The 18,598-nt window shown below is 37.7% G+C and carries 19 protein-coding genes and 9 tRNA genes; 26 read left to right on the forward strand and 2 right to left on the reverse strand.

Annotated elements, in window-relative coordinates:
• Position 1 precedes the first annotated feature (1 nt).
• The gene (locus DRF59_RS08965) at positions 2 to 1,048 is read left to right on the forward strand and encodes an MBL fold metallo-hydrolase (protein ID WP_115958892.1); all 1,047 of its coding nucleotides are present in this window, start codon (positions 2 to 4) and stop codon (positions 1,046 to 1,048) included.
• 76 nt (positions 1,049 to 1,124) lie between these two features.
• Here DRF59_RS08965 and DRF59_RS20995 read toward each other — a convergent pair whose 3' ends face one another.
• Positions 1,125 to 1,982, reverse strand: a complete 858-nt coding sequence (locus tag DRF59_RS20995) for a DUF4822 domain-containing protein (RefSeq protein ID WP_206606741.1) — start codon at positions 1,980 to 1,982, stop codon at positions 1,125 to 1,127.
• 263 nt (positions 1,983 to 2,245) lie between these two features.
• On the opposite strand from DRF59_RS20995, the gene DRF59_RS08975 reads away from it, so the two are divergent.
• The 3 genes from DRF59_RS08975 (at position 2,246) to DRF59_RS08985 (ending at position 4,481) form a co-directional block, all read left to right on the forward strand.
• Positions 2,246 to 2,959, forward strand: coding sequence for a DUF434 domain-containing protein (locus DRF59_RS08975; protein WP_115959270.1), 714 nt, complete (start codon positions 2,246 to 2,248; stop codon positions 2,957 to 2,959).
• Between the two features lie 3 nt (positions 2,960 to 2,962).
• The gene (locus DRF59_RS08980) at positions 2,963 to 3,613 is read left to right on the forward strand and encodes a hypothetical protein (RefSeq protein ID WP_115958894.1); all 651 of its coding nucleotides are present in this window, start codon (positions 2,963 to 2,965) and stop codon (positions 3,611 to 3,613) included.
• 82 nt (positions 3,614 to 3,695) lie between these two features.
• Entirely contained in the window at positions 3,696 to 4,481 is a 786-nt protein-coding gene (locus DRF59_RS08985; protein WP_115958896.1) for a TatD family hydrolase, read from the forward strand.
• A 110-nt stretch (positions 4,482 to 4,591) separates the two neighbouring features.
• Here DRF59_RS08985 and deoD read toward each other — a convergent pair whose 3' ends face one another.
• Positions 4,592 to 5,302, reverse strand: a complete 711-nt coding sequence (gene deoD, locus DRF59_RS08990; protein WP_115958898.1) for a purine-nucleoside phosphorylase — start codon at positions 5,300 to 5,302, stop codon at positions 4,592 to 4,594.
• A gap of 254 nt (positions 5,303 to 5,556) precedes the next feature.
• Here deoD and DRF59_RS08995 point away from each other — a divergent pair, with 254 nt between their 5' ends.
• From DRF59_RS08995 to DRF59_RS09080, 22 genes are all read left to right on the forward strand, one after another.
• A complete protein-coding gene (locus tag DRF59_RS08995; protein WP_115958900.1) occupies positions 5,557 to 5,946 on the forward strand; it encodes a VOC family protein in 390 nt (129 codons plus the stop codon).
• A gap of 110 nt (positions 5,947 to 6,056) precedes the next feature.
• The gene (locus tag DRF59_RS09000; protein ID WP_241505511.1) at positions 6,057 to 6,707 is read left to right on the forward strand and encodes a hypothetical protein; all 651 of its coding nucleotides are present in this window, start codon (positions 6,057 to 6,059) and stop codon (positions 6,705 to 6,707) included.
• Complete coding sequence (locus DRF59_RS09005; protein ID WP_115958902.1) at positions 6,704 to 7,837, forward strand: AAA family ATPase; 1,134 nt, start codon at positions 6,704 to 6,706, stop codon at positions 7,835 to 7,837. Before DRF59_RS09000 ends, DRF59_RS09005 begins: the two co-directional genes overlap by 4 nt.
• A complete protein-coding gene (locus DRF59_RS09010) occupies positions 7,810 to 8,553 on the forward strand; it encodes a hypothetical protein (protein ID WP_115958903.1) in 744 nt (247 codons plus the stop codon). Before DRF59_RS09005 ends, DRF59_RS09010 begins: the two co-directional genes overlap by 28 nt.
• A complete protein-coding gene (locus DRF59_RS09015) occupies positions 8,544 to 10,916 on the forward strand; it encodes a hypothetical protein (protein ID WP_115958905.1) in 2,373 nt (790 codons plus the stop codon). Before DRF59_RS09010 ends, DRF59_RS09015 begins: the two co-directional genes overlap by 10 nt.
• Entirely contained in the window at positions 10,906 to 12,606 is a 1,701-nt protein-coding gene (locus tag DRF59_RS09020) for an APC family permease (protein WP_115958907.1), read from the forward strand. The genes DRF59_RS09015 and DRF59_RS09020 overlap by 11 nt, the downstream gene beginning before the upstream one ends.
• Positions 12,593 to 13,618, forward strand: coding sequence for a tetratricopeptide repeat protein (locus DRF59_RS09025; RefSeq protein ID WP_241505512.1), 1,026 nt, complete (start codon positions 12,593 to 12,595; stop codon positions 13,616 to 13,618). Before DRF59_RS09020 ends, DRF59_RS09025 begins: the two co-directional genes overlap by 14 nt.
• A 125-nt stretch (positions 13,619 to 13,743) precedes the next feature.
• On the forward strand, positions 13,744 to 13,872 hold the full coding sequence (locus DRF59_RS09030; protein WP_115958909.1) for a penicillin-binding protein: 129 nt from the start codon (positions 13,744 to 13,746) through the stop codon (positions 13,870 to 13,872).
• A 387-nt stretch (positions 13,873 to 14,259) separates the two neighbouring features.
• Positions 14,260 to 14,385: a hypothetical protein gene (locus DRF59_RS21180; protein ID WP_262510611.1), complete on the forward strand. Its 126-nt coding sequence runs from the start codon at positions 14,260 to 14,262 to the stop codon at positions 14,383 to 14,385.
• Positions 14,386 to 14,441: 56 nt separating this feature from the next.
• Positions 14,442 to 14,514: transfer RNA gene (locus DRF59_RS09035), tRNA-His, on the forward strand.
• 9 nt (positions 14,515 to 14,523) lie between these two features.
• Positions 14,524 to 14,597: transfer RNA gene (locus DRF59_RS09040), tRNA-Lys, on the forward strand.
• An 8-nt stretch (positions 14,598 to 14,605) separates the two neighbouring features.
• Positions 14,606 to 14,682 (forward strand) — tRNA-Arg (locus DRF59_RS09045).
• Between the two features lie 62 nt (positions 14,683 to 14,744).
• Positions 14,745 to 14,816, forward strand: a tRNA-Pro gene (locus tag DRF59_RS20750).
• Between the two features lie 84 nt (positions 14,817 to 14,900).
• Positions 14,901 to 14,975: transfer RNA gene (locus DRF59_RS09050), tRNA-Ile, on the forward strand.
• A gap of 4 nt (positions 14,976 to 14,979) precedes the next feature.
• Positions 14,980 to 15,051 (forward strand) — tRNA-Asn (locus DRF59_RS09055).
• 217 nt (positions 15,052 to 15,268) lie between these two features.
• Positions 15,269 to 15,353, forward strand: a tRNA-Cys gene (locus DRF59_RS20755).
• A gap of 172 nt (positions 15,354 to 15,525) precedes the next feature.
• Positions 15,526 to 15,612, forward strand: a tRNA-Tyr gene (locus DRF59_RS09060).
• A 35-nt stretch (positions 15,613 to 15,647) separates the two neighbouring features.
• Positions 15,648 to 15,754: transfer RNA gene (locus tag DRF59_RS20760), tRNA-Lys, on the forward strand.
• A gap of 262 nt (positions 15,755 to 16,016) precedes the next feature.
• Positions 16,017 to 16,502, forward strand: coding sequence for a ribonuclease H-like YkuK family protein (locus DRF59_RS09065; RefSeq protein ID WP_115958911.1), 486 nt, complete (start codon positions 16,017 to 16,019; stop codon positions 16,500 to 16,502).
• Between the two features lie 38 nt (positions 16,503 to 16,540).
• Positions 16,541 to 16,918 carry a cyclic-phosphate processing receiver domain-containing protein gene (locus tag DRF59_RS09070; RefSeq protein WP_115958913.1) on the forward strand — a complete coding sequence of 126 codons (378 nt, stop codon included), beginning with the start codon at positions 16,541 to 16,543 and terminating at the stop codon, positions 16,916 to 16,918.
• The gene (locus DRF59_RS09075; protein WP_115958915.1) at positions 16,899 to 17,903 is read left to right on the forward strand and encodes an RNA ligase, Rnl2 family; all 1,005 of its coding nucleotides are present in this window, start codon (positions 16,899 to 16,901) and stop codon (positions 17,901 to 17,903) included. Before DRF59_RS09070 ends, DRF59_RS09075 begins: the two co-directional genes overlap by 20 nt.
• Positions 17,904 to 18,005: 102 nt before the next feature.
• Positions 18,006 to 18,560 (forward strand): 3'-5' exonuclease, encoded by a 555-nt coding sequence (locus DRF59_RS09080; protein ID WP_115958917.1) that lies wholly within the window; start codon positions 18,006 to 18,008, stop codon positions 18,558 to 18,560.
• The last annotated feature ends 38 nt before the right edge of the window (positions 18,561 to 18,598 follow it).

Here is an 18,598-nt window from a genome sequence, read left to right on the forward strand (position 1 = left end):
GATGAATTTAGTAAAACAACTCGGGCAGTTTCCCGATGAAAAAAGAAAAGAATACTTCAGCACACTTTCGAACTATAGAGACGGAAAGTTTCAGAATATTTTGATCACACCGGCCTTACTGGAGGGTGAAAGTATGACCAAAGCACTTTTGGGAAGCCTGTGCAAAATAGAAAATGCATTTCCCCGGACCGCACTTCCGTTTGTGGCAACAGATCTGAAGAATCTCCGGCCGGATGAGAATGTTATGGTATGGTTCGGGCATAGCTCTTATTTCATACAAACTGACGGCAGGCGATTTCTGATAGATCCTGTTTTTAGTGGAAATGCATCTCCCATGCCAGGATCTGTAAAAGCATTTCAGGGGGCAGATTATTATAAACCGGAACATATGCCTGATATAGATTATCTGCTTATTTCCCATGATCATTGGGATCATCTGGATTATAAAACGGTTCAGGCCTTAAAAAATAAGGTAGGAGTGGTTATTTGCGGTTTGGGAACCGGCCAGCATTTTGAATATTGGGGGTGGTCACCAGAAAAAATTATTGAAAAGAACTGGTGGGAAAGTATAGATCTGGCAGAAGGATTTACCATTACCCTGACGCCGGCAAGGCATTTTTCCGGACGGTTACTCAACCGGAATATCTCACTCTGGACCTCTTTTGTTTTAAAAACTCCCTCAAAGAATCTGTATTTAGGAGGAGACAGTGGTTATGGAAACCATTTTACAGAAGTAGGAGAAAAATACGGACCTTTTGATTTGGCCGTGATGGAATGTGGCCAATACAATGCAAAATGGCCCTACATTCATAGCCTGCCTGAAGAAATAATAAAAGAAGTAAAGGAGTTGAAAGCTAAAAACTTTATTCCTGTTCATCACTCAAAATTTAAACTGGCACAGCACAGCTGGTATGAGCCGTTGGAACTGGTTTCACAATATGCTGAAGAAAGTCATCAGCCAATCACACTACCTGTTATAGGTGAAAAAGTAAACCTGGATAAGCTGGAACAAACCATCTGGAAAAAATGGTGGAAAGAATATATTTAATCCCTTTCTGATACGATATAACGGATAAAGTAAAGTCTGCCCGGACCGGACAGACTTTGCCTATGATTAAATACTACTACTGAGGTTCATTATGGGCAACCTGAGTATGGATAATATCGTAAAAAACAGTTGGATTGGCCGCATCAGGAGTAATTCTGTAAGTGAAAGTAGTTTCATTCAAAGTAAGAATATCTACAACTCTGGTGAAAATAACGGCACCATTGGCGTCCAAACCGATCAGTGTCCTTTTCTTACCGTCAGCAGAAACAGACCATTTTCCCTGTGATCTTAGAACATTGTTCAGGCTGTAAATGGTAAATGTTCCGTTGGCTTTGAAATAAGAATAGCCTACATATCCTGCAACACTGGCATCTGTTAAAGCTATACTATTCCCGTCTTTATCCTTTGCTCCCGTAGTCTCCCATGGGGTGGAAGCTAATATAAGCTGGCCATTGGCCGGTTCTGCATGAGAAGTCCGGGTATGGATAATATCATAAAAAAGCGAAGGGTCTGCAGCGCTTGGATGAATTCTGTAAGTAAATTCATTTTTATTGAGAACAAGGATATCCACATCACGGGTAAAGATGGCAGATCCGTCAGGATTTAAAGCTGTGATTGTCCTTTTCTTACCCTGTTCATCCACAGACCATGTTCCTCTTGATCTCAATACATCATCCAAACCATAAATTGCAAATTTACTGTTGGCTCTAAAATAAGCGAAACCTACATATCCGGCTAGGCTGGCATCCGTTAATGCCACATTATTTCCATTTTTGTCTTTTGCTCCTGTAGTTTCCCATGGAGTAGAAGCCAGAACCTCAGAAGGGGTTTGCTGCTCTGTTACAATTTCACTGTCATTATCGGAGCATGAAACGAAAGATGCAGATAAAAATATTGCTGTAAGCAGATAACATAATTTTTTCAGTGTTGTCATAATGATCTTATTAAATTTCTGCAAACATATCCCTAATTAATATCAGAACTTTTGTATAAAATATCCTTTTTTTTGTAGAAAATATAACATGTAACGGATGGTTTAAATAAAATCATATTAACCTTTTGAAACTTCAAGGGTTGAACAAGCCTTGTTCCATGATCATAAACCTTTCATATTTACAGAGTTTAAAAAAGTATGGGAATAGACGGATTAAAACAATTTTCTGTAAAATAACTGCCCCAAAAAAATTATTTTTGGACATGAATAACAGAAACCGTGGAAAAAATACAGGAGATGATGCATTATTTGGTTCGGAAAAACAGACCGGCAAACTTAAACTTGCGGTTCAGGACATGCAGTATCTGCTGACAAGAGAATATGCAGAAAAGGCAGCCTCTGAACTTGTCGGAAACAGATACAGACTTAAGACTCGTCAGATACAGGCGATAAGAGGAGCCTCAGCATCTGATCATCAGATCCGCAACAGGAATTTAAAACAAACTGAGATCGGGGCATTAAAAAACCGGACAATTTATCTTGATGGCTTTAATGTATTGATTCTATTGGAAAGCTTGCTGTCAGGAGCTTATATTTTTGAAGGACTTGACGGTTGCTTTCGGGACCTTTCAGGAATTCACGGATCTTATAAAAAAGTAAAGCAGACCATGGAGGCCGTTGCATTGATAAAAGCCTTTTTTGTGAAAAATAAAGTTCAGAAGCTGGTGTGGATTTTTGACCAGCCCGTATCCAACAGTGGGAGAATAAAACAGCTTATCCATGAATTTGCTTTAGAAAATAATCTCAATTGGGAAGTGGAACTACAATTTAATCCGGATAAGTTTCTCGCAGGCTGTTCAGAGGTTGTTATTTCTTCTGATGCCTGGATTTTGGACCACTGTAGCTGTTGGTTTAATCTTGTCGGATATCTGATCAGGGAAGAACAGCTTTTCTCAAACCAGATAAGACTATCATAAAAAATGGATATGTTTAAAAATCTTATTCCCTTTATTTCTGCTTCCTGGAAAGCAAAATATCAGGGTATTTTAGCAGAAGAACATGTGATGAATCTCGAAAAGAATATCCAAAAATACAAAACAGACACCCTTGAATGGGATTTACCTTATTTTATGGATGAAATAAAGGTCAATCGTCAGGAAATTTTTGACAGATTTATCAATATACTGGAAAGCAGGGAACATGATGAAGCTAAGGCAGGAAGAATAGAGGAAATTTCAATTGAAGACTGGCTTATTGTTTTAGGACAAAGGCTGACCTCAGCAAGTATACGCGATGAAAATGCGGTCCCTCCTTTTAGAAATGTCCTGATACAGGCTTGCAGGGAGCCTTTTAACAATGAAATAAGTATTGCGCAACGTGCGTGGGAAAAACATAACGGCAGAATGGACGATTACTTTTGGGGTGAGGTGAAAGGAAACAACCAGCAGAAGCAGGCAAAAGTTATGGAGAAGATCTGTTATATCCTGGAGAATCAAACGTGGTGGAACGTGTTTTTTCATTATAAGCATGGGCTTGTTTTTGAAATAAGGGAAGAAAGAGGGCATGGGATCCGGTGGAATCATGGAGGAACAAGGCTGATAGGTTTCCTGGAAAAGTTTATTAATGAATAGAAACATTGTACTGCGTAAAAAGGATGCGTAGTATAGGGATAATTTTGCCTCTGATTCAAATAAAAAATTAACAAATTAACAAATGAACATGTACATTGATATTGGTATCAATCTCACCAATAAACAGTTCTATAAAGAACATGACGAAATTATCAACCGTGCCCTTAATCATGGAGTAGAACAGATGGTTCTTACAGGCACAAGCGTTCGTGGAAGTAAAGAATCTGCTGAAATAGTAAAAGAATATCCGGGGATTTTATTTTCAACCGCAGGAATTCATCCCCATGATGCAAAATCATTTCATCACGAGAGTATCAATGAGCTTAGAAAATTACTGAAACAGAATCATGTGATCTCTGTTGGAGAATGCGGATTGGATTTTGACCGTGATTTTTCTCCCAGGTCTGCTCAGGAGAAATGCTATAAAGCCCAGCTTGAATTAGCTATAGAAATACAGAAACCTCTTTTTCTTCATGAAAGATCGGCATTTAAAAGATTTAATGAACTTACAGATGAATACCTGCAGGAATTACCTGAAGCTGTAGTCCACTGCTTTACAGGCACATTGGAAGAAGCTAAAATATACCTTGATAAAGGATTTTATTTAGGATTTACCGGAGCAATCAGCGACGAAAGGAGATTCAGACATCTGGAGGAGGTGATCAGATATGTTCCGCTTGACAGAATAATGATTGAAACAGATGCACCATTTATGCTTCCCAAAAATATACCCGGAGTCCGGAACCGGAGGAATGAACCTGCATTTTTGCCTTACGTGGCACAAACGATTGCCTGTCTGAAAAGATTAAGCCTGTCTGAAGTAGCTGATGAAACCACAGAAACTGCCAGGAAGTTTTTCAGGTTATAAAAAGAGCTCTACTGATCAGTAAAGCTCTTTTTGGGTAATAAATGTAAACAGAAAAAGCTCATATTACAGATAGCTTATCTTCTTCTCTTTACAAATTTACATATTCGTTCTTATAAACTTTTTATTGCAGATTCCAGAGCCAGCTCCATCATTGGGTTTAAAGCTTTTTCTCTTTCATCAGCAGAAATTTTTTCATGAGTTGGAATAATATCCGTTACAGTAAGGATTGTAGCTGCATTTTTACCTAAATGCTGGGCATTTGCAAACAATCCGAAAGCCTCCATTTCTACTGCCGGGCAGTTATATTTTGTCGCTATAGCAGGTGTTTCCGGATCTTTTCTGTAGAAAATATCACTGCTGTGTACATTAATGGCTTTAGCATTCAATGATAATTCCTTAGACGTTTCATTAATGGTATTGAAAATATTTCCCTGATGAGAAATAATTTCATTTTCGATTCCCCATGCATACTTAGCATAAGTGCTCTCGCTGGCAGCATTTTCAATATTTAAAATATCAAAAAGTTTAAGATCCGTCGTATAGGCACCACAAGTTCCGATTCTGATAATTGTATCTACTTCATATTCGGTAAACAGCTCAAAAGAGTAGATCCCGATACTGGGGAAACCCATACCACTGGCTCCTACAGTAATTTCTTTACCTTTATAAAGACCTGTATAATAAAAAATTCCCCTGGTTTTGCTTACCAGTTTTGCATTTTCCAAATAATTTTCAGCAATATACTGTGCACGAAGCGGATCCCCCGGCTGCAATACTACTTTAGCAATTTCTCCTTTGTTTGCACTGATGTGAATACTCATAATTTTATTTTGAATGTACAAAGATAATACTTTTAGTTTGTCTCTCTTATTGTGAGGGTGGAACGGATTTGTTGGAAATGTAATCTTTAAGATATTATCAGCTAATGTTTTAATCATTGTTTATCTGTTGTACTTGAAATACCATACCTCTGAGCTGAAAATAAAACAGTGCAAATACAGGATAAGAATAGAATAATATGGAGCAAACATTTCAATGTTCATCCTGCTACTTTTGTCAATAGTAAAAAATAAATATGAAAATAGAACATATAGCAGTTTGGGTAAAGGATCTTGAAGCCATCAGAAAATTCTACCAGAAATATTTCGGTGCTGTTTCCAATGAAAAGTATCATAACCCTGTCAAAAATTTTGAATCTTACTTTTTAAGCTTTGATAATGGCTGCCGGCTGGAAATTATGACCAGGCCAGATATCAGGGAAAATACAAATTCTTATGAAGCCCAGCAGTTCGGAATCATACATCTGGCATTTTCGGTAGAAAGTAAAAGAAAAGTGGATGAACTCACTGAAGTGTTGAGGAAAGACGGCTATACCATTGCCGGTGAACCCCGTATAACAGGTGACGGATACTATGAAAGTGTTATCCTGGATCCTGAAAATAATATTATTGAAATAGTTGCCTGAAAGAAATACGGGAAATATAATATCATCATTTTTTTAAAGAAGCATACTGTATGTAAATCAATCCTGAGATAAAAGTTTTATTCTCAGCGAAATAGTTTTATTTTTGTTAGATGATGGAAACAAAGTCACCATTTTTAGATACTTTATTTTTGCTCAGAAAGAATGAATGCATAACTCTTTTCTCTGCTGTAAAGGAAATTTCCCCAACAGAAGAATCGGAAGCGGAGCATTATTTCGAAGCAGAATTTGAAAAAGAAAGGCTGGAATTCCTGTCCGGACAGCTGAGCTGTAATAAACAGGCTGCAGTATGGGCTGGGAAAGTACTCTATTATAGTGCACAGCTCTATCTGATCAGGGAAAATACTGCAAAGGATTTGAAAACTCTTGTGTCCGGATTCAGGGGAATAAGAGATGTTTCTTCCATATTGTCCGCTGATCTGTCACTGAGATTTTTACCTCAGATTATAATGGCTTTGAATACTGTTGATCCGGAAGATCCTCTGATTACACTTGTGGAAGACATTTTAAAAACATTCCATTATTCCGGGATTGGTTATGACCTTGATCTGAGTCATGTAAATTGGGAAGAGGAACTGAAAAACAAAACCTACCGGAAGTTGTATCTGGAAAGAGTTGTAGAAAAGAGAGACTATAAGCTGGCAGAAATTCCATATATTAATAAATTGCTAAATGCAGAATTCGGAATACACAAAGACGTATTCTGGAGAGAATTAAACATAATAACTGAAGAAAACCAATGATTCAGAATATCAGTAAACTCAATAAAGTACTCTCATACGTAAAAGATACGTTTGTCGGGAAAAATGATGTGGTAGACCTGCTGGGAATATGTCTTCTGGCGAGGGAGAATGCTTTTTTGTATGGTCCTCCGGGAACGGCAAAATCGGCAATTGTAAGAACGTTATCAAAAACTGTAAAAGACGGTAAAAACTTTGAATATTTATTAACCCGTTTTACAGAACCCAATGAAATCTTTGGCCCCTTTGATATCAGGAAGCTGAAAGAAGGAGAACTCCTGACCAATACAGAAGGAATGATGCCTGAAGCTTCCATGATATTCCTAGATGAAATTTTTAATGCCAATTCTGCGATTTTGAATTCGCTTCTGACAGCCCTGAATGAAAAAATATTCAAAAGAGGAAAAGAAACAAAGTATCTTCCTGCCCTGATGTTTGTGGGTGCAAGTAATGTCCTTCCGGAAGATGAAGCATTAAATGCATTGTTTGACCGTTTTCTGATAAGGATCAATGTAGATTATGTAAACCCGGAATTATTACAGCAGGTACTTCTGGCCGGAAGGAAACTGGAAAATGAAGAAGAAACAGAAATTCCGGAAATTTATACCGATGAAATTAAAGCACTGCAGAACTTATGCAGAAAAGTAGACCTTAGGCCAATTTATGAAGTGTATCTGAATACTATTATGAGCCTTAGGAATACAGGAATTGCTATTTCGGACCGGCGAGCAGTAAAACTCCAGAACCTGATTGCCGCAAGTGCGCTGATCTGCGGAAGAAATGAAGCTGTTCTTTCCGATCTTTGGGTATTGAAACACATTTGGGATACTGAAGAACAGATTGAAATTCTGGAAGGAATTATCAACAGAACAATAGAGAAAGATGATCATCCGGATTCACATCCGCAGGCTATGCAGAACAAAACCCCCAATCCCGAAGAGGTTATGAAAGATGTGAAGATCCTTGTAGAAAAATGGAATGACGGAATGTTGAGCTTTGAAGAGCAGAATGTGATTAAAGATAAACTGAGATATTTACAGACCCGTTGTGAATGGATCAGAAATCCTGAACAGAAACAATACATTCAACAGGAAATAGAAAGCTTATGGCAGAAGATTCTTCAAACCATATAAAAGAATTCTGGGCGGAATTGCCCCGTAACGGTGAAGATTTTCTGGGATCAATCAGGGACTGGAAAAATATTCAGCTGGCGGGGGATGATGAAACCATATGGCTTAAAGGCTTTACGGAAGAGCAGATATCCGCTTCAGAGCTGCATCAGCTGCCTGACCTTTTGGTGTATGAACAGCGCAACGGGCTGCTGTTCCGGAAAGGGGCTCTGGTTCCCAGTAAGAAGATGAGAACGGCATTACTCTGGACCCCGATACACAAAGCACTACGGCTTACTTTTCCGGCTTCCAACCAAAACTACTTTGGTATTGAAGACAAAGTTCATATCAGCTTGAAAGAAAGTACCGAAGAACAGAAGGGAATTGCTTTACTGAGTAACTTATCAGAAATTAAAGAAGGGATTGCCGTACTTCCAAAATTTAAACTTGAAAAAATAAAATGGGCTGTTATAGGAGATAAAGCACTGTTTATAGGGAGTCCTTTACTAAGCCTCCCGGGGAAAGCATACTGGCTAAAAGATGGTCACCTTCTGCCTGCGGGTTTTGACTTTGAATTTAAAAATCTAAGCATATTCCTGCAGAAGAAATATAATAAGGACTTGGATAGATGGTTATTATGGGATGAACGCGGGAGCTACCTTACCATAAAAAATACGGATCTGCGACAGTTGTCCTTAAGTTCATTCCGCCTTACTGAAAAATCAAGAGAATGGAATTAAAAACCTATTTCCAATCCTATGAAAATTATTTCTGGGAATGGAAAACAGATGAAGATGTTCCGGGGGATTCCGGTTATCATGATTATAACCTTATTTCAGTTCCGGGAGTAGGGGCGATTGCTTACAGACCTTATATTATAGAAATTCTTAAAGAGCTCCAGCCACAGGGATGGCCTCCGTTCGGGGCGTTGCTTATGGCTATATATGCAATGCAGGATGGATATACAGACTTTGCTGGACCTTTGAAAAGGACTGCGGAATTTTATAGTATGGGAAACTTTGAATTCAACGCAGACGAAGCAATTGAGTTCCTGGAAAAAATTAAATCACTTCCTAAAGCTTATAAGCAAGGGCAAAACAGGGTTATACTTTTACAAACCCTTTTTAAAGATGTTCATAACAGAATATCACCTGTCAATGCAGAGCTTAATCTGAATTTCTATTATAAAAGACCTCAAGAGCTTGCTGCCAGTGCAGAAAAGCAACATGCAGGGCCATCCGTACTGAACAGGGATCTGAACGCGATGGAACTCAATGAAAAATTTCCTGAAGTTCAGTCCATCATTGATGCGATGAAAGGACTTATTGAAGAGCCTGAGCTGGATGATGAGGCAGGGCAGAACGGTGCAGATTCAGGTAAGGATTTTATCAGGGAATTGTTGGAAGAGCCCAAAACATTTCAGGTAGGCAGTCTCATTAAAAGAATATGGAGCGGACTGAAAATCCCAATGCGCCATCTCTCACCCGGAGAACAGCCTGTTGGCGGGATTTCTGATATAACCAATAAAGGAGACTTTAACAGGATGCTTCTCTCTGAATTTGCCAATGAGGATGAAGTATTTATGAATCGTATAGCCAATAATGAAACCCTTTACATTCAGAGAGAAATACCACCTGAAGAAAATATTTTTGAAAGGGTTATTCTGATCGATACTTCCCTCAGAAACTGGGGAACTCCAAAAGTACTGGCTTTTGCTTCCGCTATTGCAGTTATTAAACATCCGAAAGCCCATTCTGAATGTAAGGTTATTGCATTAGGTAAGGCGGGAATCCCGGTTTCCTTAAATACGGTAGAAAATGTGGTTGAAAACCTTAATCAGGTAAGCCCGGTTCTTGAAGTCTCAGAAGCACTGGGTAAATTCTTCAGTGAAAAGCAGTCTGAAAAAGATATTGAAGTCTTCTTCATTACCCATCAGGAGAATATGGTTGATGAAAAGGTTCAGAAAGTTGTTCATCAGAACAGAGACAGGCTTAAATTTTTAGTCACAACCACTTCAGATGGCGAGATTAACATTTACAAACATGATAAAGGGGCAAGAAAACATATTCAGAAAATAAAGCTGCCACTTCAGGAGTTATGGGCAAACCCGCCACAAAGAAAAAAAGCGGGAGAACAAAGTAACGGAAAGAAAACACATCTTCCGCAAAATTACCCGGTTTTATTCCCCACTCCGGCTAATCAGATAGCACGGTTTTTATATGAGGGTGAATTTTTTATTCTGAGTTCAAAAAAACAGCTGCTGAAAACGTATCTTTCTGATAATTATTATGACAGGCATTCTTACGATTACTATAAAACCTATCACGGCTGTGAGGTTTTGTTTGAAAATATTTCTGTAAAGCCCAGGGGGCAGTTTGCCTTGACAAAAAATAAACAACAGCATTTTATTCTCTGTCAATACCAGCCTGACAGAAAATTAATCTCAAAATTGAATATCAATACCAAGGAATATTCTGAACAGAATCTTACAGGCTTTAATATTCCGGAGTCATACGAATTGATTTATTTCGGTAAGAATTTTTATTTATACCAGCCGGAGATTCCCACTCATTATAAGATAAATGTTGATGGAAACATTTCTCTTGAAGTTGTTTCAGATAAAGATCAAGAGATAGAAAAAAACAATGTAAAAGTTGTTGCGGAAGTTAATAAACTGAATCGCAGCGGTTTAAAAATTATCAGTAATTTTAATAAAATCGGAATCAATAAAAATGATAAGCTGGTCATATCAGGTAATGAGCTAAGCGGTTTGTATGAAAACTCACTTAACCTTTACAAGAACAGGTTCGATATTAAAATTTTTGCAGAACAGAATAAAAATAAGTTTACTTTTCCTGATGGTAGTGAAATTATTACTGATGCTCGTGGAATGCTGACCTTCAGAAGCAGTAATAAAAGTATTGAAGAGTTTTTCATCCCTTCCACGGCATACGGATTTCTATCCCTTGCTACGTATACAGAGTTCGGAGGTTCAGAATATTATCTTCCGGAACATTCATTACTGAAAGTGAAAACGATGGAAGAGATGTATGCCAGATTTTTAAAAGCATTTATTGAACAGATTTTGGATTATGGAGCTTAGAATTAAACCTTTCCCAAAAAACAATTATCCTAAAAAAGGAGTTCTGATCAAAGGAGATTCTCCTCTGGTCTGGCTGCAGGAAATGGAGAAGCTTAACATCTATGTAGGCCAGGCAAGATTTTATGCTGTTCCTGCTGAAAAACCCAATGTGTTATATGGATGCCTTCTTGTTTTTGATGATGCCGTTCCTCAGGAAATTGGCAGAAATGCTTACTTTCAGTGTGTAGATGACAGGCTGTTCATTCCTGAATATACTACTTTTTATCCGAAGATCAATCCTGAAGATTGGGAACAGCTTGAAGTACATTTTCTGATCATGCATCCGGAGTTTGGTTTGGTAAAACTTTCTGAAGAAGTTGATTGGCTTGCATTACTCCATGACGTGGAAACAACAGGAGAAGCCGTCGTAAAACCACTGAACGGAGTTAAAATTCCTCAGAAAATAGAAAGTTATACGGTAGAAATGGATGATGAGAAAGTATTGGAAGCGCTACAGCCGGCAAAAACAGAAGAGGAATGGATGAATAATCTGCCGTTTGATCTGAAAAAAGTAATGGCGGGAAACAAAAAAGAGATTGAAAAGTATTTAAAATATATTGAAAAATATCCTGAAAGAGCGATAGAACTGGGAGTTCCCCTGGATATTCTGGGGACTTCCAGAGGGGATGGTTTTGGTAAATTTACCTGGCTTGAGAACTTATTGGGAGGGAACTCTGATGGAAAACCAGGGAGTACGGGAACCAAAAATTCGCGCAGAATATTCTGGATTGTTCTGGTGATTGCAGTTATTTTAAGATTTGCGCTACCATTGACCCCGGATAAATCTGAGAAGCAGGAAATAACAAATTCCTCCGGAACAATAGTAACAGACGCTGTAAAGGCTCCTTCCGATATGATTGCATTTCAATCAGGGATATCAGAAATTGATCAGAAGATTGATTCAATGTATTATCATAAAAGGAAAAGTTTATCCGGCGAACTGCTTACGGCAGGAATGATGGAAGCCAAAAATGAGAAGGAAAAAGAAGATTACAGGAAAGCAGGCGGAAGAAATGTAAGTGAAATAGGGCATGATATTGAAAAGTTAGGGAATAAAGAACAGCAAAGCAGGGATTCTCTAAAAATGATTTATACCAGGAAAATCAAAAAACATGTTGAAGGAAATACTGAAAAGCTGAAAAGAAAAATTTCAGACTCTCTGAAACAATATACCAGAGGAAAGCCGGTGAATGGAGATGTTGTCAAATACCTCTTAAAGAAGAGACAGGCTTTAATGGCTGATTCTTTAGGCCGTCTTTACGGCACGGTTGATTTTACAGATCCATCTTCAGCATCGGTTGATAAATCGAAAGTAAAAGGTATTGAAACAGGAGGATCTGCACCAAAAGAAAAGGCTCCGGTCCTGGATATTTTGTATCTGGTCCTTTTTATGATCGGGGCTGTAGGACTTTATTCCTTTATATTTAAAAGAAAGACGTTAAACCTGGGAGGAGACAATGTTCCGGGCTGGATAAAATTTCTTTTAATAGCAATACTTGTTGCTATGCTGGTATACCTGTTTTATCCTTTAGTAAAAATGTTTGGCTATAACTGGTTTGTCTGGGCTCTTATTATTTGTGTGATGCTGCTTCTCTACAGACTTTTCAGAGAGGATAAAACAATTTTAAAGACTGAAGATGATGATGAATAAACAGAAATTCATAGATAAATTTATGGCGGCATTTGTACTGCTTGCCATGTTTAAGATCATCGGAATTGTGGCTCAGCTGTTCCATGAAAGCTTCTGGAGTGTCGTAGGAACATTAGCTATATTTTTGATTGTAGCTTTTATTATTCTTATGGTGATTACCTCTTTAAAAGATAAGGAACAAAATCAGAAATATTCCAAAGGAAGAGGGGCAGGTGGAGGAAACTTTTATATTGAAGCTTCACTGTTTGACAAGATCCGGGATAAATATGAAGAACTGGCCCGTAAATATATTGCAGAAAAAGAATATAAAAAAGCAGCACAGGTCTATATGAATCTTTTGCAGGATAATTACAGAGGCGCAAAAATACTGGCAGACGGAGGATTCTATAATGAAGCTGCTGCTGTGTATCTTAAAAAACTTAAAAACAAATCTGATGCAGCGGTCTGCTATGAAAAAGCAAAACAATATAAAAAAGCTATTGATCTTTACAAAGAAATGGAGCAGAAAGAGAAAGTAGGAGATCTTTATAGGGAAATCAATGATCTTAAGAACGCACATATTTACTATCAGATGGTTGTAGATGACTATACGGCCAATAGCCAGATGGTAAAAGCTTCTCTGATTTACCGTAAAAAAATGGAGAAAACAGAGGAAGCCCAACAAATATTACTGAAAGGCTGGAATGAGGATAAAGATCCGTTCAACTGTCTGAATAATTATTTTGCCAATATTTCTGATGTGCGGAAACTGGAAATGGAAATTGAGGATCTGTATAAGAAAACGCCGGGATATAAAAAAATGATCTATCTGGATGTAATGAAACATGAATTCAGGAAAGATGTGAAACTCCAGGCCATAACCAGGAATATTGCCTATGAAATCATTGCTGAAAAAGTAAATACACGTTCAGAGATTGTGAATGAATTAAAACATTTTAATCCGGCTGATGAGGTAATTCTCAAAGATATATCGAGATTTAAAACCGGAAGAAACAAGATGTTCAGGAATTAAAAAGTAATTCATAACATGATCTGTAAAGTCGGTGCAAAAAAAGATTAGTGACATGTTTTTATTACTCCGTTTCGTGAAAAATTACAAATTATTATAAAAAAGATTTTATCTTTGCGCCGGAAATTATGAGAATACAAAGAGCACATATCAATGCAGAAATATGCGAAAGCCTATATACAAAAGGCTTATTCGGATACAATCCGGTGATATGGAACGAGGTAAAATGTGCTGACTTTGGAAATTATTTACTGTAAACTTGTAAAAAAATAATCAAATACTGCATAAACGCCTCGGGTTTCCTGAGGCGTTTTTTATTTTTAGAGCAGAAAATTATTTAGAATTAAAAAAAATAACCATAAACGTGAAAAATTTTTAATAAACAATGAAACTTTAATACGATAAAATAGAGTGATAAGCAACCCGATGAGAGACAGTCATTTAGGTATTTTAGATATCCGCAAAAAATTGCGGACAGGAATTCTTTATACTAAAAATTGAATGTAATTAACTGAATTACAATGATTTAACTTGAAAATTTATTTGTGGATTTCAAAAATTCATATTTACTTTGCAACCGAAAATTGAAAGCAACAGTTTTCAGGATTCAGTTAAAAATAATTTAGAAACAAACAAAAAATAAAATGAAACAATTACATAAAATATTCAATCAATATTCAAGATTATTCGGACAGGAGCCGACAGGTGTTGCATGTATTCTTGAAAGTGGAATTGTGGATAAAAGGTGCTTATATACGTGGGTCAGCTAATGATCTCTTACGTTAAAATATATGAAGCGCCTCCCGAAAAGAGGCGCTTTTTTTATGGTTTCTTTAGCTTATTTGGTAAAGCGCCGGTCTGTGGAACCGGAGAACAGGGTTCGATCCCCGGAGACACCCAAAGTATAAAATCTCATAGCTCAATTGGTTAGAGCACCGGTCTTTTAAACCGGGGGTTGAAAGTTCAAATCTTTCTGGGATTACAAAAAACGGTTCCGTAGCTCAACTGGAGAGAGCATGGGTTTTCTAAACCCAGGGTTAGAGGTTCGAATCCTCTCGGAATCACCAGGGTTCATGGAAATTTTTCCATCCGGCTGTCTCCCGGAAAGAAACAGAAGTGAACCCCAAAGCTGGAAAGATAACGGTGGTTGTTTACCCGTCTTGGACGCGGGAGGTCGCAAGTTCGAATCTTGCTTTCCAGACAATTTGTTCCAATTAGCATAGTGGTAAGTGCATTCGGCTTTCTACCGAACGACAAGGGCTCGATACCCTTATGGAATACCAATGATTTCGTAGCTCAAGTGGTTTAGAGTATCGGTCTGATACACCGAAGGTTGAAGGTTCGAGTCCTTCCGGAATTACAATGATTTTGTAGCTCAATGGCAGAGCACCGGTCTGTTAAACCGGCAGTTGAAAGTTCGAGTCTTTCCAAAATCGCAGATAACTAATGTTAATTGTTTCAGAGAAAAGAAAAGTTTGTCAGGAGCAGAAGATCTTTACGCCAAACACGGAAATACAGACAGACTTTTCTTTATATAAAGTCTGAACAGTTAAAAATTAATTGGAGATATCATTTATAAATTTTAGGTAAAAATAAAGTTGGTCAGCGCAGAAGTTCTTATAAAACCCATAAGACTGACTTTATTTTAAATCTGATGGTTCGCCGAAGTGGAAGAGTCGGGACGGTCTGCAAAACCGTTGCATAAGCTGAATGGGTTTGAATCCCATAACCATCTCCAAAAATAGAGGTTAGGTGTATATGAGTGTATACTCTTATGAAATATCCTTTATTATACAAAGAAAGGGCTGTCAAGCGCAGAAGATCTTTTAGTCAATTCAGACAGACCTTTTCTTTTTAAAAGGGAAAAAGAGAATTACTTATTATTCATGGGTAATTGCTCATGAAAATCAGGAAGTATGCCGAAGTTGGAGAGTCGGGGCAGACTGTAAATCTGTTGCTTCATTGCTGAGTAGGTTCGAATCCTGCTACTTCCACCAAACCACTGGTAATGTAATGGCAGCATGCAGGAAATGTACTCTTGTTGTTCAGGTTCGATTCCTGGTCAGTGGGTTTAATACTCCGTTCAGGACGTCTGCCTTTTGTGCAGGAAATAAGGGTTCGATTCCCTTATGGAGTACTTGACGTGAATGAACCGGCCGGATCTGAAATTGATCAATAATACCATGAAAGTTCAAATTTGAAAAAGAAATGGCCGGTTAATATTCACAAAATCAGGAAAGGGAAAAGTCTGTCAAGAGCAGGAGATCATTACAAATATTAACAGGCATAATTTATATAGACAGGCTTTCTCCCAACCTGAAAATTTAAAATCAGGAAAAATGATTGCTGGTCGATTATTTAAATTATTAAAAATTGTTTATGAATTAAATATGTAGAAAAAATGGAAACGCAACAACAAATATGGCAGAATATGAATGGGAAAATTTTCCAGAGTCCTATCACCCATCTGATAGAGGAAGCCATCATCCGCGAACAGGCAAACGGACACCGTCTGAAAGTATGTGTGGGATCAGACTCTCATGTATATGGAGATGCGATCAATTATGCTACTGCGGTAGTAGTCATTCGTGAGGGAAAAGGAGCGTTTACCTTTATTAGAAAAGAAAGAGAGATACAGAGCATCAGTATCAAGGAACGCATGCTGAATGAGGTCAATAAATCTGTTGAGATTGCATACGCTATCTGCTCTGTATTAGAAGCTTATGGTGTGGAAATGGAGGTGCACGCAGATATTAATACCGACCCGGATTTCAAATCCAATGTTGCTTTGAAAGATGCAATGGGATATATTCTGGGAATGGGATATGTGTTCAAGGCAAAGCCATTTGCTTTTGCAAGTTCCAACTGTGCGGATATGATGGTGTAAAAAGGAAGGTCTATCAGTACATTAAATATTTACCAAGTATGAAAGTCACAAAAAGATTACTGTTTCTGGATGATATAAGATATCCGGCTGAAGTGTATCATTATACCAGCCAGGATATTTTCCTGAGGAAAGATTGGGATATTGTCAGGAATTACGAACAGTTTGTAAGCTGGATTTTGGAAAAGGGACTTCCGGAAATGATCTCTTTTGATCATGATCTTGCAGATGGACACTATTTGAACTCTTCGGAATTTGTTGAAAAAACAGGATATGACTGTGGCAAATGGCTGATAGAATATTGTATGGATAAAGATTTGAACTTACCGGATTTTTATTGTCATTCCCTGAACCCCGTAGGAAAGGAAAATATTGAAAGACTTTTAAAAAACTTTAAAAATGATTTTCAAAACATATAATTCTATAGAAAATACTTACCGGACCCAGGTGATCGATCAGATCATACTGCAGGGTTTTGGAGATGAGGTTTTCATTGTACAGGAAAAAGTTCATGGAGTTAATTTCTCTTTTTTTACCGACGGAAAAGAAATCAAGATCGGAAAGAGAACTGCTTTTATCGGGAAAGATGAGAAATTTTTCAATGCACATCAGATTTTAGAACATTACAGAAAGAATGTGATACATGTATTCCGGAAAGTGAAAGCAATGTATCCTAAGGTAGAAACAGTAGTAATCTATGGTGAGTTGTTCGGCGGGGGCTATAAGCATAAAGATGTAGAACCTGTAACAGGTGCAGTAAAAGTGCAGAAAGGTATTGAATATGCACCTTATAACGAATTTTATGCGTTTGATATTAAGCTGAACGGAATTACCTATCTGGATACGGATATCATCAACAACATCTTTGATGAAGCCGGTTTTTTCTACGCAAAGACTTTGTTTCAGGGAAGCCTGGAAGAGGCCTTAAGATTTCCGAATACTTTCAATTCTAAAATTCCGGATTGGCTGGGACTGCCTTTGCTGAACAATATGTGTGAAGGAACCATCATTAAGCCTTTAAAGACCAGATATTTTGGAAATGGAGCAAGGGTTATTCTGAAAAATAAGAATGAAAAATGGGCCGAAAAATCTAAAATGGTTAAAAAACAGGAGAAATCAGTTCGGGAACATATTCCCTTCAGTGAAACAGCTCAAAAAATATGGGAAGAAATTCAAACCTATGTAACTGCAAACCGTCTGAATAACGTGACGAGCAAGATAGGCAAATTTGAACCTGAAATGATGGGGAAAGTCATCGGCTTTTTTGTGCGGGATATTCTGGAGGATTTTGAGAAAGATTTTCCGGCAGCTTTCGCTGCCATTGAAAAAGGAGAGCAAAAAAGAATTAACAAAAAACTGAACTCTATAGTTATTGATTGTATAAAAGAAAAGCTTATGGTATAGATTACTATAAGCTTTAAATAAGTTGAGTATGATCTTTACGAGGAGCAAGGAGAGTACACCTTTCTTTCTATCAGTAACATGGATAAATAAAAAATTAAGCAAATGAAAACAACAGAAGATATATTAATAGTAGATCTGGAAGCAACGTGCTGGGAAGGCCGTCCGCCAAGAGGTCAGGAAAGTGAGATCATTGAGATTGGTGTTTGTATTTTGAACACCGGAACCGGTAAGATCTCTAAAAATGAAGGGATTTTGATAAAACCCCGGCTGTCAAAGGTAAGCCCGTTCTGTACGGAACTTACTACACTTACACAAAATATACTTGATAACGAAGGGATAGCGCTTGAAGACACATTTGATATTTTAAAAGCAGAATATGATTCTGAAGAACTGGCCTGGGCGAGCTACGGAAATTATGACCTGAGTATGCTCAGGAATCAGGCAGAAAGATTTTATATAGATTATCCTATGAGTGATGATCACATTAATGTAAAAACGCTATTCGGACAAATTCACCCTGGTATAAGGAAGAGTGTAGGGATGAACAGGGCTTTGGGTGAGCTGGGGCTTGTTCTGGAAGGAACTCATCACAGAGGGGTAGATGATGCGAGAAACATTGCCAGGATTTTATATTGGTGTCTGAAAAACCAAAAATAGCATCAAAATAGAAAGAGCTGTACTGTGTACGGCTTTTT

It is taken from the genome of Chryseobacterium flavum, from assembly GCF_003385595.1.
GTDB classification, from domain to species: domain Bacteria; phylum Bacteroidota; class Bacteroidia; order Flavobacteriales; family Weeksellaceae; genus Chryseobacterium; species Chryseobacterium flavum.

What these genes read in the sequence shown, in the direction of transcription:
- DRF59_RS08965 (WP_115958892.1), top strand. Translation starts at nt 2, where the DNA reads ATGAATTTAGTAAAACAACTCGGGCAGTTTCCCGATGAAAAAAGAAAA.
- DRF59_RS20995 (WP_206606741.1), bottom strand. Translation starts at nt 1,982, where the DNA reads ATGACAACACTGAAAAAATTATGTTATCTGCTTACAGCAATATTTTTA.
- DRF59_RS08975 (WP_115959270.1), top strand. Translation starts at nt 2,246, where the DNA reads ATGAATAACAGAAACCGTGGAAAAAATACAGGAGATGATGCATTATTT.
- DRF59_RS08980 (WP_115958894.1), top strand. Translation starts at nt 2,963, where the DNA reads ATGGATATGTTTAAAAATCTTATTCCCTTTATTTCTGCTTCCTGGAAA.
- DRF59_RS08985 (WP_115958896.1), top strand. Translation starts at nt 3,696, where the DNA reads ATGAACATGTACATTGATATTGGTATCAATCTCACCAATAAACAGTTC.
- deoD (WP_115958898.1), bottom strand. Translation starts at nt 5,302, where the DNA reads ATGAGTATTCACATCAGTGCAAACAAAGGAGAAATTGCTAAAGTAGTA.
- DRF59_RS08995 (WP_115958900.1), top strand. Translation starts at nt 5,557, where the DNA reads ATGAAAATAGAACATATAGCAGTTTGGGTAAAGGATCTTGAAGCCATC.
- DRF59_RS09000 (WP_241505511.1), top strand. Translation starts at nt 6,057, where the DNA reads ATGATGGAAACAAAGTCACCATTTTTAGATACTTTATTTTTGCTCAGA.
- DRF59_RS09005 (WP_115958902.1), top strand. Translation starts at nt 6,704, where the DNA reads ATGATTCAGAATATCAGTAAACTCAATAAAGTACTCTCATACGTAAAA.
- DRF59_RS09010 (WP_115958903.1), top strand. Translation starts at nt 7,810, where the DNA reads ATGGCAGAAGATTCTTCAAACCATATAAAAGAATTCTGGGCGGAATTG.
- DRF59_RS09015 (WP_115958905.1), top strand. Translation starts at nt 8,544, where the DNA reads ATGGAATTAAAAACCTATTTCCAATCCTATGAAAATTATTTCTGGGAA.
- DRF59_RS09020 (WP_115958907.1), top strand. Translation starts at nt 10,906, where the DNA reads ATGGAGCTTAGAATTAAACCTTTCCCAAAAAACAATTATCCTAAAAAA.
- DRF59_RS09025 (WP_241505512.1), top strand. Translation starts at nt 12,593, where the DNA reads ATGATGATGAATAAACAGAAATTCATAGATAAATTTATGGCGGCATTT.
- DRF59_RS09030 (WP_115958909.1), top strand. Translation starts at nt 13,744, where the DNA reads ATGAGAATACAAAGAGCACATATCAATGCAGAAATATGCGAAAGCCTA.
- DRF59_RS21180 (WP_262510611.1), top strand. Translation starts at nt 14,260, where the DNA reads ATGAAACAATTACATAAAATATTCAATCAATATTCAAGATTATTCGGA.
- DRF59_RS09065 (WP_115958911.1), top strand. Translation starts at nt 16,017, where the DNA reads ATGGAAACGCAACAACAAATATGGCAGAATATGAATGGGAAAATTTTC.
- DRF59_RS09070 (WP_115958913.1), top strand. Translation starts at nt 16,541, where the DNA reads ATGAAAGTCACAAAAAGATTACTGTTTCTGGATGATATAAGATATCCG.
- DRF59_RS09075 (WP_115958915.1), top strand. Translation starts at nt 16,899, where the DNA reads ATGATTTTCAAAACATATAATTCTATAGAAAATACTTACCGGACCCAG.
- DRF59_RS09080 (WP_115958917.1), top strand. Translation starts at nt 18,006, where the DNA reads ATGAAAACAACAGAAGATATATTAATAGTAGATCTGGAAGCAACGTGC.